Raw genomic sequence first — 13,422 nt, forward strand, 5'->3', positions numbered from 1 at the left:
ACCGGCGGGGCCGGTGTGCCTCCAGCTCCGGCAGCGCGCCCACCAGCCCGGTTGGGCCGGTACGCCCCAGCCTGGCGGGGCCAGCACGCCCCGGCCCGGTTGGGCCGGTACGCCCCAGCCCGGCAGGGCCAGCCCCCGGCCCGGCGTGCGGCCGGCGGGGCTTCAGCGGCGGGCTTGCGCCGGCGTCACGCCGTACCGCCGCCGGTAGGCCGCCGCGAAGCGGCTGGCGCTCGAGAAACCCCAGCGGGCCGCCACGGCGCTGATCGTGTCGCCGGAGGCGGCCAGGTCCGCGTCCGCCCGCTGGAGGCGTACGCCGAGCAGGTATTCGGTCGGGCTGCAGCCCACCCACTGCCGGAACCCCTCCTGCAGGCGGCGCACGCTGGTGCCCGCCACCTCGGCCATGTCGGCCGCCGTCCAGGCCCGGGCCGGGTCGTCGTGCAACCGGTCCACCACGCGGGCGATCGCGCGCGGGCGCGGCACCGGCCCGGCCCCGGCCTCCGGGCACCCGGCCAGCAGGAAACTCGCCGCCAGCGCACCGGCCAGCTGCTCCCGCACCAGGTCACCGAGCAGATCCGGCTCGTGCAGGTTCGCCGCCAGCCCGCCGACCAGCTGCCGCCACGCCCGCCCCCGCCCGGCGGCCAGCTGCAGCTGGTCGGGCAGCTCACCGCGCAGCGTCACGCGGTCACCGCCCAGCACGCGCTCCGCCTCGCGGTCCAGCCACCCGCTGTCGAACTTCACCCCGAGCACGGTGCAGGTCGCGTCCCAGTGGCTGATCAGCGACGGCGTGTCGGAGCGGAACACCGTCGCCTGCCCGGACACCGACACCACCGTCCCGTGCCGGCCGCGGCTCTCCAGGTGCCCGGTGAGCGGCATGTTGATCTCGTACGCGCCCGGGTAGTCGCACGCGACCCGCACGTCGGCGCCCCACCCCACGTGCCCGACGAGCACCGGCCCGAGGTCGAGCGTGCGCAGCGTCAGGCGCGGCTCGCGGCCCCCGCCGAGCGGGTGCAGCTCGTGCGGGAAATACGCCTCCGCCACCCTCCGGGACGCCTGGTGCCAGTCCCGGGGCGGCGCACTACGCCGTGCGGGCATGGCCGGGAGGATACCAGAGACGCCGGTCGCCAACCGGCCGCGCGATCCGTGCCGACTCCGCGCGAAACGTGTCGCCGCGCAGGTCAGGGGCTCCTTAACCTCCCGGAACATCCGCACGACGACGTGGGAGGAACGCGATGACGACCACCGAGAAGACGTGGCTCGACGAGGTCACCATGACCCAGCTCGAACGGAACCCGTACGAGGTGTACGAGCGGCTGCGGGCCGAGGCGCCGCTGGCGTTCGTGCCGGTGCTGGGGTCCTACGTCGCCTCGACGGCCGAGGTCTGCCGCGAGGTGGCGACCAGCCCGGACTTCGAGGGCGTGATCACCCCGGCCGGCGGCCGGACCTTCGGGCACCCGGCGATCATCGGCGTCAACGGCGACGTGCACGCCGACCTGCGGTCGATGGTCGAGCCCGCACTGCAGCCCGCCGAGGTCGACCGCTGGATCGACGACCTGGTGCGCCCCATCGCCCGCCGCTACCTGGAGCGGTTCGAGAACGACGGCCACGCCGAGCTGGTCGCCCAGTACTGCGAGCCGGTCAGCGTCCGCGCGCTCGGCGACCTGCTGGGCCTGCACGACGTCGACTCCGACAAGCTGCGCGAGTGGTTCGCGAAGCTGAACCGCTCGTTCACCAACGCCGCGATGACCGAGGACGGCGAGTTCGCCAACCCCGAGGGCTTCGCCGAAGGGGACCAGGCCAAGGCCGAGATCCGCGCCATCGTCGACCCGCTCATCGACAAGTGGATCGAGCACCCCGACGACAGCGCCATCTCGCACTGGCTGCACGACGGCATGCCGCCCGGCCAGACCCGCGACCGCGAGTACATCTACCCCACGATCTACGTCTACCTGCTGGGCGCGATGCAGGAGCCCGGCCACGGCATGGCGTCCACGCTGGTCGGCCTGTTCAGCAGGCCCGAGCAGCTGGAGGAGGTCGTCGACGACCCGGCCCTGATCCCGCGGGCGATCTCGGAGGGGCTCCGGTGGACCTCGCCGATCTGGTCGGCCACCGCGCGGATCTCCACCAAGCCGGTCACGATCGCCGGTGTCGACCTTCCGGCCGGGACGCCGGTGATGCTGTCCTACGGCTCGGCCAACCACGACACCGGGACCTACGAGGCGCCCTCGACCTACGACCTGCACCGGCCGCCGCTGCCGCACCTGGCCTTCGGCGCCGGCAACCACGCGTGCGCGGGCATCTACTTCGCCAACCACGTCATGCGGATCGCGCTGGAGGAGCTGTTCGAGGCGATCCCGAACCTGGAGCGCGACACCCGCGAGGGTGTGGAGTTCTGGGGCTGGGGCTTCCGCGGGCCGACGACGCTGCACGTGACCTGGGAGGTCTGACATGGTCGCGGTGAGCACCGGTGGCCGGCGCGTCGAGTGCGAGCCCGGCCAGACCCTGCTCGAGGCGTTCCTGCGCGGCGGGGTGTGGATGCCCAACTCCTGCAACCAGGGCACCTGCGGCACCTGCAAGCTGCGGGTGCTCTCCGGCGAGGTCGACCACGGGGCCTCGCCGCTGGACACCCTCAGCGAACCGGAGCGCGCGGCGGGCCTGGCGCTGGCGTGCCAGGCCCGGCCCCTGGCCGACACCGAGGTGAGCAGCCCGGGTGACGCCGGGCGCAGCACCCACCCGTTGCGGGACTTCACGGCGACGGTGCTGGAGATCGCCGACATCGCGCGGGACACCCGGCGGGTGCTGCTCGGCCTGTCCGAGCCGCTGGCCTTCGACGCCGGGCAGTACGTCGAGCTCGTCGTGCCCGGCTCGGGTGCGCGGCGGCAGTATTCGCTGGCCAACACCGCCGACGAGGACAAGGTCCTGGAACTGCACGTGCGCCGTGTGCCGGGCGGTGTCGCGACCGACGGGTGGCTGTTCGACCGGCTCGCGGTCGGCGACCAGGTGTCGGCGTCCGGCCCGCTGGGCGATTTCCGCCTGCCGCCGGAGTCCGAGGACGACGGTGGCCCGATGGTCCTCATCGGTGGTGGTACGGGCCTGGCGCCGCTGGTCGGGCTCGCCCGGACCGCGCTGGCCCGGCACCCGTCCCGGGAAGTGCTGCTGTACCACGGCGTGCGCGGCGCGGCGGACCTGTACGACCTCGGCCGGTTCGCCGAGATCGCGGGGGAGCACCCGGGTTTCCGGTTCGTGCCGGTGCTCTCGCACGAGCCGGATCCGTTGTACCGCAGCGGTTTCCCGACCGACGCGTTCGTCGAGGACGTCGCCAGCGGGCGTGGCTGGTCGGGGTGGCTGTGCGGCCCGCCCGCGATGGTGGAGGCCGGGGTGAAGGCGTTCAAACGGCGGCGGATGGCGCCGCGGCAGATCCACCGGGAGAAGTTCACGCCCGCCGAGCCGGGGTGAGGCGTCACCGGAGCAGCTCGAGCCGGACGGTCGCGGTGTCGCCCTCGTCGAGGCCCTCGGCCGTCCGGACGGCGCGCTTGACCGGCAGCACGTAGCGGCCGCGGGCGCTGTCCGGGAAGATCGACGTGGTCCAGGTGCTCCCGGCGATGCCGGCGCGCACCCGGACCGAGCCGAACCCCCGGCGCGCGGGGCCGGTCCGGTCGCGGATCTCGTCGGACGCCTCGGCGGGCAGGGTGACGAAGGTCCAGGTGTCGGCGCGGCGGGCGTCCCACACCCACAGCTCGGCGTCGAAAACGTAGTCCACGGGCTCAGGATCGCACGGGCCACCGACAGTTCCGGGCCGCCGCCCTCGGTCACCGGGCCTTGGCCGGCAGGGACCGCGCGTACGACACGCCCCGCGCGACCCACTGTTCGAGCTGCCGCCGGGTACGGACCGCCGGGGCGTCGACCAGGAGCCACCCCGTCATCTCGCGCCCGCGCATCACCATCGGGTGCACGTGGTCACCGATCAGGGCGTCCCCGTCCGCCGGCTCGACCCGCACCAGCAACCCGCCCTGCGAGCTGGCCGCGACGGACATGTTGCCGTGCACCAGGAACGCCAGCCCGCCGAACATGGGCTTCTCGGTCATGCCGTCCTCACCGGCCAGCAGCTCCCGGACCCGCTCGGCCAGTTCGCGGTCGTAGGCCATGCCCGAGTATCACCCTCACCGGGTGCTTCGTTCCACCCGGTGCGGATCGGCGCCGCGCCGGACCAGCGGGTACAGCAGCAGGATCACCGCGAGGCTGACCACGCTGAGGTAGAGCTGCGAGCGCGCGTCCGCGACGAACAGCATGGAGACCACCACGGCGACCGTGCCGGCCAGGGTGAGCCAGCTCAGCCACGGGTAACCCCACATGCGCAGAGTCAGCCGCTCCGGGGCGGTCCGTTCGAGGGCGCGGCGCATCCGCAGCTGCGAGCCGGCGACGATCGCGTAGACGAACAGCGCCACCGCACCTGCCGAATTGATGATGAACGAGAAGATCGTGTCCGGCGCGACGTAGCTCATCACCACCGCCACGTAACCGACCACTGTGGACAGCAGGATCGCCTTCCACGGGACGCCGCGCCGGTTGACGTCGGCGATCCAGCGCGGCGCCCAGTGGTGGCGGCGCAGGGCGAAGAGCATGCGCGAGGCGGTGTAGAGGCCCGAGTTGAGCACCGACAGGGCCGCGGTGAGGACGACGACGCTGACGATCGTCTGCGCCGCCGGGATGCCGAAGCGGCCGAACGCCGCCGCGAACGGGCTGGTGTCGCTGGGCACCTCGCGCCACGGCGTGATCATCACGATCAGCGCGACCGAGCCGACGTAGAAGAGGATCACGCGCCACACCGTCGCGGCGGTCGCCTTGGCCACGGCCTTCGCGGGCTCGGCCGACTCGGCGGCGGCGATCGTCACGATCTCGGTACCGAAGTAGGAGAAGATCACGATGACCACGCCGTGCAGGACGGAAAACCCGCCGGTGGCGAAGAACCCGTCGCGCGCGATGTTGCCGACCGAGAACGACGCGCCCGGCCACAGCCCCAGCACGAACAGCACGCCGATCGCGAGGAAGACGACGATGGTGGCGACCTTGACGGAGGCCAGCCAGAACTCGGTCTCGCCGAACGAGCGGGCGGACGCGAGGTTGGTCGCGGTCAGCAGCAGCATCAGGACCAGCGAGAACACCCACTGCGGCACCTGCGGGACCCAGCCGACGAGGATCTTCGCGCCGGCGACCGCCTCGAACGCCACCACGCCGACCCAGAAGTACCAGTACAGCCACCCGATCGTGAACCCGGCCCACCCGCCGAGCGACTCCCGGGCGTACTCCATGAACGAGCCGAGCGCGGGTGAGGCGGTCGCCATCTCGCCGAGCATGCGCATGACCAGCACGACGAGCAGGCCGCCGAGTGCGTAGGACAGGACCGCCGCCGGTCCGACCGTGTGCACCACGGCGCCGCTGCCGATGAACAGGCTCGCGCCGATGATCCCGCCGAGGGCGATCATGCGCACGTGCCGCTGCCGGAGGGTGGGGCGCAGGTTCGCACCGCGCCCGTGTTCGGTGGTCTGGCCCATTCTCACGATCTTGACAGGGAAACGGTGAATGAGGAACCGGATTGGGCCGGGTGGGGCAGTGCGCTGCGCCGGGTGGCGGTCCCGCGGTCGGGCGGTTCGGGGCGGCGCCCGGCGTGAGCGCGACCGCGCCGGGGGATGTGCACGATGCCTGCCTCCACGGTGCACCGCGTGCTGGTGCGCCACGGGATGCCCAAGCCGGCCTGGCCGGGTCGTCCCGCCGGCGAGCCGATCTGCCGCTCCGAGCGGGACCGGCCCGGCGAGTTGGTGCACGTCGATGTGGAGAAACTTGGACGGCTGCGCGAGGGCGGCGGGTGGTGGGCCTGGCCTGCCGCCGCTCTCGCGCCTTCCGCGCCGCGGCCACCGAGATTCGGTGCCGCTCAACGCTTCACCCCGCGCCTACCGACCCCGAACCAACGGCAAAGCCGAACGCTTCAACCGCACCCCGGCCGAAGAATGGGCGCACGCCCAACCTTTCCACCACGACAACCACCACCGTGCCCACACCAGCCGCGTCGACGACCTCGCTGGGCGCTACACCCTAGCGGCGGCGTGGCTTGCCCCGCTTGCCGCCCCGCTGGCCCGAGCCGCGCTGGCCCGAGCCCCGCTGGCGCGACGGTTCGCGTTCCTCGGCCGGGCGCTTGGCCTTCGACTGCTTCGGCGCCGGCGGGCGGCCGCGCGTGCTGTTCACGGTGCGGCCGCGCACGATGCCGATGAAGTGCTCCATCAGGTCGGTCGTCTCGTCCTCGGGCCAGGACAGCGCCACCCGCGACTGCGGGGCGTCCACCAGTGGCCGGTAGGTCAGGTCGCGCCGGTGGTGCAGCCGCGCCAGCGACTGCGGAACGACCAGCACACCCACACCCGCCGCGACCAGTTCGATCGCCTCGCCCGTCGTGGCGGGGCGGTGGAGCGCCGGCCGGCCCGGGGGCTGTGCCCAGTCCAGGGTGTCGTCGAGCGGGTGCAGCACGACCTCGTCCGCCAGGTCCCCGGCCGTCACCTCGTCGGCGGCGGCCACCAGGTGGTCCTTGGGAACCACGACGACGGTCGTCTCCGTGTACAGCGGGATGGCGTGCAGGCCCTCGCGGTCCGTCGGCAGGCGCAGCAGGACCGCGTCGGCGTGCCGGTCGCGCGCCAGGCCGGCCGCCGCCGCGGCGGAGACCTGCACCAGGCGCAGCGGAACCCCGGGTGTGCGCTCCTCCCAGATGCGCACCCACTTGCCCGGCGTCACCCCCGGGACGTAGCCGAGCGTGAACGAGGGCGCTGCGTCCGGCTCTGTCACCAGCCCAGGTTACCGGCCGTGACCGGCGCGCCCGCACGCTCGATACCCTGGACGCCATGACGTCGCGAAAGACCCCCCAGACGATGAAGCCGGCGACGGCGGCGAAGAAGCTGGGCGTGTACCTCGGAGCCACCCCCGCGGAGTTCCAGGAGGGTGTCGTCTCCCGCGACGAGCTCAACGCCCTGCAGGCCGACCCGCCCGAGTGGCTGCGCGAGCTGCGCCGCAACGGCCCGCACCCCCGCCCGGTCGTCGCCGCGAAGCTGGGCGTGTCCATCGGCGGGCTCGCCCGTGGCGGCATCACCGACCCGCTCACCACCGAGCAGATCAACGCGATCAAGGCCGACAACCCGGAGTGGCTCCAGCGTGAACGCGCCACGCACGCCGAGGTGCGCAAGGAAGCGGCGCGGCAGAAGAACCAGCAGGGGTGACCCGGGCGGCGTGAGCCCGCTTGCCAAGCGGAACACTGCTCCGTATCGTTAACGGAGCAATGTTCCGCTTGTTTCGCGCGCCAAGGAGCACCCATGTCGCAGACACCCCGGTTCGGGATCATGACCGCACCCATGCAGGTCGGCTACCAGGACATCCTGCGGGTCTGGCGGGAGGCGGACACGGTCCCGGAGATCGAGCACGCGTGGCTGTTCGACCACCTCCTGCCCATCGCCGGGCCGGTGGACGGGCCGATCCACGAGGGCTGGACCCTGCTGTCGGCCCTGGCGGCGAGCACGAGGCGGCTGCGGCTCGGTCTGCTCGTCACCAGCAACCGGTTCCGCCCGCCCGCGATGCTCGCCAAGATCGCGACGACCGTCGACGTCGTGTCCGGCGGGCGGCTCGACTTCGGCATCGGCGTCGGCTCGCGGCCGAGCCACCCGCTGGCCCGGCGCGAGTACGAGGCGCACGGCCTGGCGTACGAGGACGCCGGCGACGCCGTGGCGCGGTTCGCCGAGGCGTGTGTGGTGATCCGTCGCTTGTGGACGGAGGACGAGCCGTTCGACTTCCACGGCGAGCACGTCCGGCTCACCGGGGCGTTCGGCAACCCGAAGCCGGTGCAGCGCCCCCACCCGCCGATCGTGATCGGCGGCCGCTCGTCCGCGACGCTGCGGGTGGTCGCCGAGCACGCCGACGTGTGGAACATCCCGGGCGGCGGCGACATCGAGGACGTCGTCAGCCGCAGCGCGCTGCTGGACCGCTACTGCGGTGAGATCGGGCGCGACCCCGGCGAGATCACCCGGTCGATCTTCCTGCCCGTGTCCTACGAGCAGCCCGGCGAGACCCGCGGCGCGATCAAGGAAGCGCTGGACGCCGGCTTCACGCACCTCGTGCTGGGGCTGACGCCGCCCTACCCCGAGCGGGTCGCGCAGTGGGTGGCGGACGAGCTGATCACGCGCACGCGAGCCTGACCGGCGGCGGTGGTGTTGCTCGGCTCGATTCGCGCGGCGACGGCGGGTGGATCAGGCGGGAGCCGCGGCGCGCGGCGGCCGCGGGTGGATCGCGCGGCGCGCTGCGGGCACGGAACGCACGGCCCGCGGCGGCGCGGCACGCGGGAGCGGGGGGCGGCGCGGGCTCGGCGGCGACGTGCGGCAGCGGGCGCACGGCACGTCGGTCCCGAACCGCCGCGGATGGTCTCGGGTGTGCCGACCGTGGGCCTGGTCGGCTGGCGGTGGCGCTCGGCTCGATGCGCACGGCGACGGCAGGTGGATCGCGCGGTGCGCTCCGGGCACGGAACGCACGGCCTGCTTCGGCGGGGCGCGCGGCGGCCGCGGGAGCGGCGGCGGGGGAGCTGCGGCGCGGGCTCGGCCGCGACGTGCGGCAACGGGCGCACGGCACGTCGGTTCTGCGCCGCTGTGGATGGTCTTGGATGTGCTGACCGCGGGCCTGACCGGCGGGCGGTGGCGCTGCTCGGCACGATGCCCACGGCGACCGCGGAGGGTGGATCGCGCGGGCGTGTGTGGGAGCTGCTGCGTCCGCGGAAGCTGCGTGCGCAGCCGCGAGTCGCGACGTGCGGCAGCGGGCGCATGGCACGTCAGTCCTGCTCCGCCGCGCGGCGGTGCAGGTAGCGCTGCTGCGCGAGGTTCGACGTGCGCTCGGCGGCGGCGAGGAACGCCTCGCGCGCCGCGACGGGGTCTCCGGTCTGCTCCAGCAGGTGCCCGCGCACCGAATGCCACCGGTGATCGCCGGCCAGGGCGTCGGCCAGCGGGTCGAGGCAGCGCAGCCCCGCGGACGGCCCGTGCACCATCGCGACCGCGACCGCGTGGTTCAGCCGTACCACCGGGTTGTCCTGGATCCGCAGCAGAACCCCGTACAGGGCGAGGATCTGCGGCCAGTCCGTGCTCGCCGCGTCGGGCGCCTCGTCGTGGACCGCGGCGATCGCCGCCTGCAGCTGGTACGGGCCGGGCCGGCGGCCCGGCAGGACTTCGCTCAGCAGAGCCACCCCTTCCGCGATCTGCGAGCGCAGCCACCGTCCGCGGTCCTGCTCGGCCATCGGGATCAGCTCACCGCCCGGCCCGGTGCGGGCGGGCCGCCGGGCATCGGTCAGCAGCATCAGCGCCAGCAGTCCCGCGACCTCACCGTCGCCGGGCAGCAGCCGCCGCAGCAGGCGCGTCAGGCGGATCGCCTCGGCAGCGAGTTCGACCCGCTGCAGGCTGGACCCGGTGGTGCCGGCGTAGCCTTCGTTGAAGATCAGGTACAGCACGTGCAGAACCGCGGCGAGACGCCCGGCGCGTTCCGCCTCCGCCGGCAGCCGGAACCGGATCCCGCTCTCGCCGATCCGGCGCTTGGCGCGGGTGATCCGCCGCGTCATCGTCGCCTCCGGGACGAGGAACGCGCGCGCGATCTCGGCGGTGGTCAACCCGGCCACGGCCCGCAGCGTGAGCGCGATCTGCGACGCGGGGGACAGGGCGGGGTGGCAGCACAGGAAGAGCAGCACCAGGGTGTCGTCCCCGTCGGGCGGCCGGTCCGCCGCGGGCGCGAGCCAGTCACCCGGCAGGATCCGCTGAGCGACGGTGTCCTCGCGGCGCCGCCTGGCCTGTTCGGCGCGCAGCAGATCGGTGAGCTTGTTCGCCGCGACGCGCACCAGCCAGCCGCGCGGGTGCTCAGGCACCTCCCGCCACTGCGTCGCCGCCGCGAGCAGCGCCTCCTGCACGGCGTCCTCGGCGAGGTCGAAGTGCCCGTACCGGCGCACCACCGCGCCCAGGACCTGCGGCGCGAGCGTGCGCAGCAGGTCCTCGACGCCGGTGGCGGTCACAGGTCCGCGTCCGCCTCGGGCGGCCCCGCGATGGGCCGGATGTCGACGTACCAGTCGTGGTCCAGCACCGCACCCTCCGGGTGCGGCGTGTCGGCGAGCCGGGCGGCGATCTCGGTGGCCCGGTCGAAGTCCGCGCAGTCGACGATCGTGTACCCGGCGAGCACCTCCTGCGTCTCCGGGTAGGGGCCGTCGGTGACCACGGGCGCGCCGTCGCGCAGCTGGACCCGGCGCGTGTGGGCCGGCGCGTCCAGCCCTCTGGCCTCGACGAACTCGCCCGAGGCGACCAGCTCCTCGTTCCATTTCGTCATGAACTCGTGCAGCGCGGCCAGGTCCTCCGGCGACCAGGCCGGGGTGCCGGTGTCCCGGCCGACCAGCATGTCGTACTCCCGCTGCGACCCGTACATCATGATCATGTACTTCACGGTGTCTCCTCTCCGCCCGGCGCCGTGGTGGCGCCCCCGCAGAGGGACATCGGCACCGTCACGGGATTCCGGACATCACCGGCGAACCCAGTATCCTCGCTCGCCCTTGACGCAACCCATCGGTTGCACGCCCGCGAAGGTGTGGGTTTCCGGCAGGACCTGCGGATCGAACGCGCGGAGGAGCCGCGCGTGTTCGCCTTCACCTGACGCCGCGGCGGTCGCCGAACAGGTCGTCGTCGCGCTGGGGTCCTGGCCGCGCTCGCCCGCGCCCGGGACGCGATGGCCACCCGGCGGCGGCGCATGCCGTGGGTCGCCGTGGAGCCCGCCCACGCCTGCGTCGGCTGTTCACTGGTCGCCGACCAGGTCGCGCACGTCGCCCAGCTCAACGCCCGCGACACCACCCTGGTGTTCGCCTCGCGCGCGCCACAACCCGGCACCAACGCGTTCATCCGGGACGGCGACCGCGAGCTACCTCGACATCACTGTGAATGGTGGCACTGGCACGACGATCACCCCGCTCAGCCGCGGGCTCGAGCCGGGATTCCCTTGTCCAGCGCCGTCATCAGCAGCACGACCACGCCGATCCCGACGGTCACCGCGGCCACCTCGTGCAGTCCGGCGTCGGTGGCCGCGGTGCCGAACGCCAGTCCGATCAGGCTGGACGAGAAGATCGCGCCGAAGTAGGCGAACGTCCGGAACAGTCCCGCGGCGACCGCCACGTCCGCCGCCGGTGCCTGGACGTAGAGGGCCGCCTGGTTGGCGAACCCGCCGAACCCGTTCGCCAGCCCGAACAGCACCGTCATCCCGATCAGCAGCACCACCGGCGAGGTGTGGGTGATGGTGAACATCAGCGCGCCGGTCAGCAGCATCGCCACACCGGCCAGCAGCAGCGGCCACCGCACCCAGCCGCGCAGCGACACCACCCGCGCAACGACGATGCTCGCTCCGGACAGCGGCAGCATGATCAGCCCGACCTGGGACGCGGTGTGGTGCGCGGCCTGTTCCATCCACTGGCTCGTCCCGTACAGGGCGGTGTAGTTGCCGAGCCAGACGATCGCCGACCGCAGGTAGGTCCGCGCCAGCGGGCCGTTGCGCCCGAGCATCCGCACGTCGATCAACGGCTGCGGGGCGCGCCGTTCCCAGGCCACCAGTGCCAGCCCGAGCACGACGGCCACCGGCGGGAGCCACCACGCCGGTGACCGCAGGCCCGACAGGAACACGAGCACGGCGACGATCGTGCCGGCGAACAGGACGATGCCGGGAACGTCCAGCGTGGTCAGCAGCGATCCCTGCCGCAGCCGAGGTTCGTCGCGGTCGACCCCGAGGAAGGTGCACACCAGTGCGATCACGGCGAGCGGCACGTTGACGAAGAAGATGGCGCGCCAGCCGAAGGTGCCGGTGAGCAGTCCGCCCAGGGGCAGGCCGACCACGGCGGTGACCTGGCCGGCGATGGACAGGCTGCCGAGCACCCGGCTCGGCACCCCGGTCCGCAACCGGTCGGCGCGAGCGCGGATGAGCGCCATCGCCGTCGGGTAGGCGGCGGAGGTACCGATCCCGATGAGCGCCCGCGACAGCAGGAGCACCCCGAACACCGGCGCGGTCGCGCCGATCACCCCGGCGGCCACCAGCACGACCAGCCCGGCGGCGAACACGCGCCGCGCACCGAAAACGGTGGCCAGCTTGCCCATCGTGGGCTGGGCGACCGCGCTGCACAGGTACAGCACGGAGATCAGCGACGCGGTCGTGGCCGGTCCCTTGTGGAAATCCGCGCCGATGCCGACCAGGCCGGTCGCGATCGTCGAGGTGTTGATGGGGTTGAGCGACGACCCCAGCAGCAGGGGACTGGTGAACCGCCACCCGAACCCCTCGCGCCCGCTCATGCCCGCAACACGGCGAGGACATCCTCGGTGGTCCCGGTCTCGGCGATGCGCGGGAAGACCCGGGTGACGCTGTACTCGTGCCGGTCCGGGTCGGAGTCGGTCATCGCGTCGACCGGCAGGGTGACGTGGAAGCCGAGGTCGTAGGCGTCCCGCGCGGTGGACTCGACGCCCGCGCCGGTCGCGACACCCGTGACGACCACCTGGGTGACGCCGCGCTCGCGCAGCGACTCGGCGAGGCCGGTGCCGTGGAAGGCGCTGACGCAATGCTTGGTGACGAGCAGGTCGCCCGGCCGCGGGTCGAGTTCGGGGATCAGGTCGGTCCAGCCGTCCGGGAAGGTGCGGGCGGCCGGCCCGGCGTCGGTGCGGCCGGACGGCGTCCCGGCGACGTTGACGAGCACGACAGGCAGGTCGCGCTCGCGGAATCCGGCCAGCAGGGCGGTCGTGCGCTCGACGACGTCGTCCACGTGCGCCACGGGACGCGACACGATGCCCTGCTGCAGGTCGATGACGACGAGGGCGGTGCGCGGGTCGAGGGCGGTGACGGGCATGGGGTGTCCTTCGGGGGAGAACGGCGCGTGGCGTCGGCGCCGCGGCCGCAGGGCGGGTGCGGTGGCAGTCAGGCCCGCTGGACCAGACGCTTGATCAATTCGACGCTCCGGGCGAGCGTGACGATCTCCTCGTCGGTGAGGTGGTCGTCGATGGCCCGGGACAGCCAGTCCTCCCGGGCGCGGCGCCCGGTGCGGAAGTCCTCGAGTGCGGTGTCGGAGATGCTGAGCAGGGTCTTGCGGCCGTCGGAGGGGTCCGCGGCGGCGGTGACGAGACCGGCCGCCTGGAGCACGTGGACGATCTTGGCCATGGACTGCGGGCGCATCCCTTCGGCGCGGGCGAGGGCGGTCGCCGTCGCCGGGCCCTCCCGCTCAAGCCGGAGCAGGACCGACGTCTGCGACTTGGTGAGGTCGTTGCCCGGCGCGTGCTCCCGCAGCCGGCGGATCAGGTTGCCCAGGGCCACCCGGAGTTCGCCGGCCAGGAGTGCGATGTCGGGCTTCTCGCTCAC

At 73.3% G+C, this 13,422-nt stretch carries 14 protein-coding genes and 2 pseudogenes; 6 read left to right on the forward strand and 10 right to left on the reverse strand.

Going from position 1 to position 13,422, the window contains the following annotated elements; genetic code table 11:
• Positions 1-162: 162 nt before the first annotated feature.
• Complete coding sequence (locus tag FB470_RS24940; RefSeq protein ID WP_306995344.1) at positions 163-1,092, reverse strand: AraC family transcriptional regulator; 930 nt, start codon at positions 1,090-1,092, stop codon at positions 163-165.
• A gap of 137 nt (positions 1,093-1,229) precedes the next feature.
• Here FB470_RS24940 and FB470_RS24945 point away from each other — a divergent pair, with 137 nt between their 5' ends.
• Positions 1,230-2,444, forward strand: coding sequence for a cytochrome P450 (locus FB470_RS24945; RefSeq protein ID WP_306995346.1), 1,215 nt, complete (start codon positions 1,230-1,232; stop codon positions 2,442-2,444).
• Between the two features lies 1 nt (position 2,445).
• Positions 2,446-3,453 carry a 2Fe-2S iron-sulfur cluster-binding protein gene (locus tag FB470_RS24950; protein WP_306995349.1) on the forward strand — a complete coding sequence of 336 codons (1,008 nt, stop codon included), beginning with the start codon at positions 2,446-2,448 and terminating at the stop codon, positions 3,451-3,453.
• A 4-nt stretch (positions 3,454-3,457) separates the two neighbouring features.
• Here FB470_RS24950 and FB470_RS24955 read toward each other — a convergent pair whose 3' ends face one another.
• From FB470_RS24955 to FB470_RS24965, 3 genes are read right to left on the reverse strand one after another with little or no spacing between them, the layout of a single operon-like run.
• Positions 3,458-3,757 (reverse strand): DUF1905 domain-containing protein, encoded by a 300-nt coding sequence (locus FB470_RS24955; RefSeq protein WP_306995350.1) that lies wholly within the window; start codon positions 3,755-3,757, stop codon positions 3,458-3,460.
• A gap of 49 nt (positions 3,758-3,806) precedes the next feature.
• Positions 3,807-4,142, reverse strand: coding sequence for a TfoX/Sxy family protein (locus FB470_RS24960; protein ID WP_306995352.1), 336 nt, complete (start codon positions 4,140-4,142; stop codon positions 3,807-3,809).
• Positions 4,143-4,157: 15 nt separating this feature from the next.
• Positions 4,158-5,549 carry an amino acid permease gene (locus FB470_RS24965; protein ID WP_306995354.1) on the reverse strand — a complete coding sequence of 464 codons (1,392 nt, stop codon included), beginning with the start codon at positions 5,547-5,549 and terminating at the stop codon, positions 4,158-4,160.
• A gap of 144 nt (positions 5,550-5,693) precedes the next feature.
• Here FB470_RS24965 and FB470_RS36000 point away from each other — a divergent pair.
• Positions 5,694-5,861 (forward strand): annotated as a pseudogene (locus FB470_RS36000) (IS481 family transposase); the annotation flags it as partial.
• Positions 5,862-6,087: 226 nt separating this feature from the next.
• On the opposite strand, the gene FB470_RS24970 reads toward FB470_RS36000, so the two are convergent.
• Positions 6,088-6,825, reverse strand: coding sequence for a LysR substrate-binding domain-containing protein (locus tag FB470_RS24970; protein WP_306995355.1), 738 nt, complete (start codon positions 6,823-6,825; stop codon positions 6,088-6,090).
• Between the two features lie 56 nt (positions 6,826-6,881).
• On the opposite strand from FB470_RS24970, the gene FB470_RS24975 reads away from it, so the two are divergent.
• Positions 6,882-7,253 (forward strand): DUF5997 family protein, encoded by a 372-nt coding sequence (locus tag FB470_RS24975; protein WP_306995356.1) that lies wholly within the window; start codon positions 6,882-6,884, stop codon positions 7,251-7,253.
• 93 nt (positions 7,254-7,346) lie between these two features.
• Positions 7,347-8,222 carry an LLM class flavin-dependent oxidoreductase gene (locus FB470_RS24980; protein ID WP_306995358.1) on the forward strand — a complete coding sequence of 292 codons (876 nt, stop codon included), beginning with the start codon at positions 7,347-7,349 and terminating at the stop codon, positions 8,220-8,222.
• A gap of 623 nt (positions 8,223-8,845) precedes the next feature.
• Here the strand turns inward: FB470_RS24980 and FB470_RS24985 are convergent.
• Both FB470_RS24985 and FB470_RS24990 read right to left on the reverse strand, forming a co-directional pair.
• Entirely contained in the window at positions 8,846-10,066 is a 1,221-nt protein-coding gene (locus FB470_RS24985; RefSeq protein ID WP_306995359.1) for an RNA polymerase sigma factor, read from the reverse strand.
• Positions 10,063-10,479: a YciI family protein gene (locus tag FB470_RS24990; protein WP_306999476.1), complete on the reverse strand. Its 417-nt coding sequence runs from the start codon at positions 10,477-10,479 to the stop codon at positions 10,063-10,065. Before FB470_RS24990 ends, FB470_RS24985 begins: the two co-directional genes overlap by 4 nt.
• A 309-nt stretch (positions 10,480-10,788) precedes the next feature.
• Here FB470_RS24990 and FB470_RS24995 point away from each other — a divergent pair.
• Positions 10,789-10,923: pseudogene (locus FB470_RS24995) on the forward strand (DUF899 family protein); the annotation flags it as partial.
• Between the two features lie 83 nt (positions 10,924-11,006).
• Here the strand turns inward: FB470_RS24995 and FB470_RS25000 are convergent.
• The 3 genes from FB470_RS25000 to FB470_RS25010 form a co-directional block, all read right to left on the reverse strand.
• Positions 11,007-12,368, reverse strand: coding sequence for an MFS transporter (locus tag FB470_RS25000; RefSeq protein ID WP_306995361.1), 1,362 nt, complete (start codon positions 12,366-12,368; stop codon positions 11,007-11,009).
• Positions 12,365-12,916: an isochorismatase family protein gene (locus FB470_RS25005; protein WP_306995363.1), complete on the reverse strand. Its 552-nt coding sequence runs from the start codon at positions 12,914-12,916 to the stop codon at positions 12,365-12,367. Before FB470_RS25005 ends, FB470_RS25000 begins: the two co-directional genes overlap by 4 nt.
• A gap of 68 nt (positions 12,917-12,984) precedes the next feature.
• Entirely contained in the window at positions 12,985-13,422 is a 438-nt protein-coding gene (locus FB470_RS25010) for a MarR family winged helix-turn-helix transcriptional regulator (RefSeq protein ID WP_306995365.1), read from the reverse strand.

The organism is Amycolatopsis thermophila (assembly GCF_030814215.1).
In the GTDB taxonomy this organism is placed as follows: Bacteria; Actinomycetota; Actinomycetes; order Mycobacteriales; family Pseudonocardiaceae; genus Amycolatopsis_E; species Amycolatopsis_E thermophila.

Bases quoted from the DNA above. Each gene is read 5' to 3' on its own strand.
- FB470_RS24950 (WP_306995349.1), top strand. From the start codon at position 2,446: ATGGTCGCGGTGAGCACCGGTGGCCGGCGCGTCGAGTGCGAGCCCGGC.
- FB470_RS25000 (WP_306995361.1), bottom strand. From the start codon at position 12,368: ATGAGCGGGCGCGAGGGGTTCGGGTGGCGGTTCACCAGTCCCCTGCTG.
- FB470_RS24990 (WP_306999476.1), bottom strand. From the start codon at position 10,479: ATGATCATGATGTACGGGTCGCAGCGGGAGTACGACATGCTGGTCGGC.
- FB470_RS24975 (WP_306995356.1), top strand. From the start codon at position 6,882: ATGACGTCGCGAAAGACCCCCCAGACGATGAAGCCGGCGACGGCGGCG.
- FB470_RS24980 (WP_306995358.1), top strand. From the start codon at position 7,347: ATGTCGCAGACACCCCGGTTCGGGATCATGACCGCACCCATGCAGGTC.
- FB470_RS24960 (WP_306995352.1), bottom strand. From the start codon at position 4,142: ATGGCCTACGACCGCGAACTGGCCGAGCGGGTCCGGGAGCTGCTGGCC.
- FB470_RS24940 (WP_306995344.1), bottom strand. From the start codon at position 1,092: ATGCCCGCACGGCGTAGTGCGCCGCCCCGGGACTGGCACCAGGCGTCC.
- FB470_RS25005 (WP_306995363.1), bottom strand. From the start codon at position 12,916: ATGCCCGTCACCGCCCTCGACCCGCGCACCGCCCTCGTCGTCATCGAC.
- FB470_RS24965 (WP_306995354.1), bottom strand. From the start codon at position 5,549: ATGGGCCAGACCACCGAACACGGGCGCGGTGCGAACCTGCGCCCCACC.
- FB470_RS24945 (WP_306995346.1), top strand. From the start codon at position 1,230: ATGACGACCACCGAGAAGACGTGGCTCGACGAGGTCACCATGACCCAG.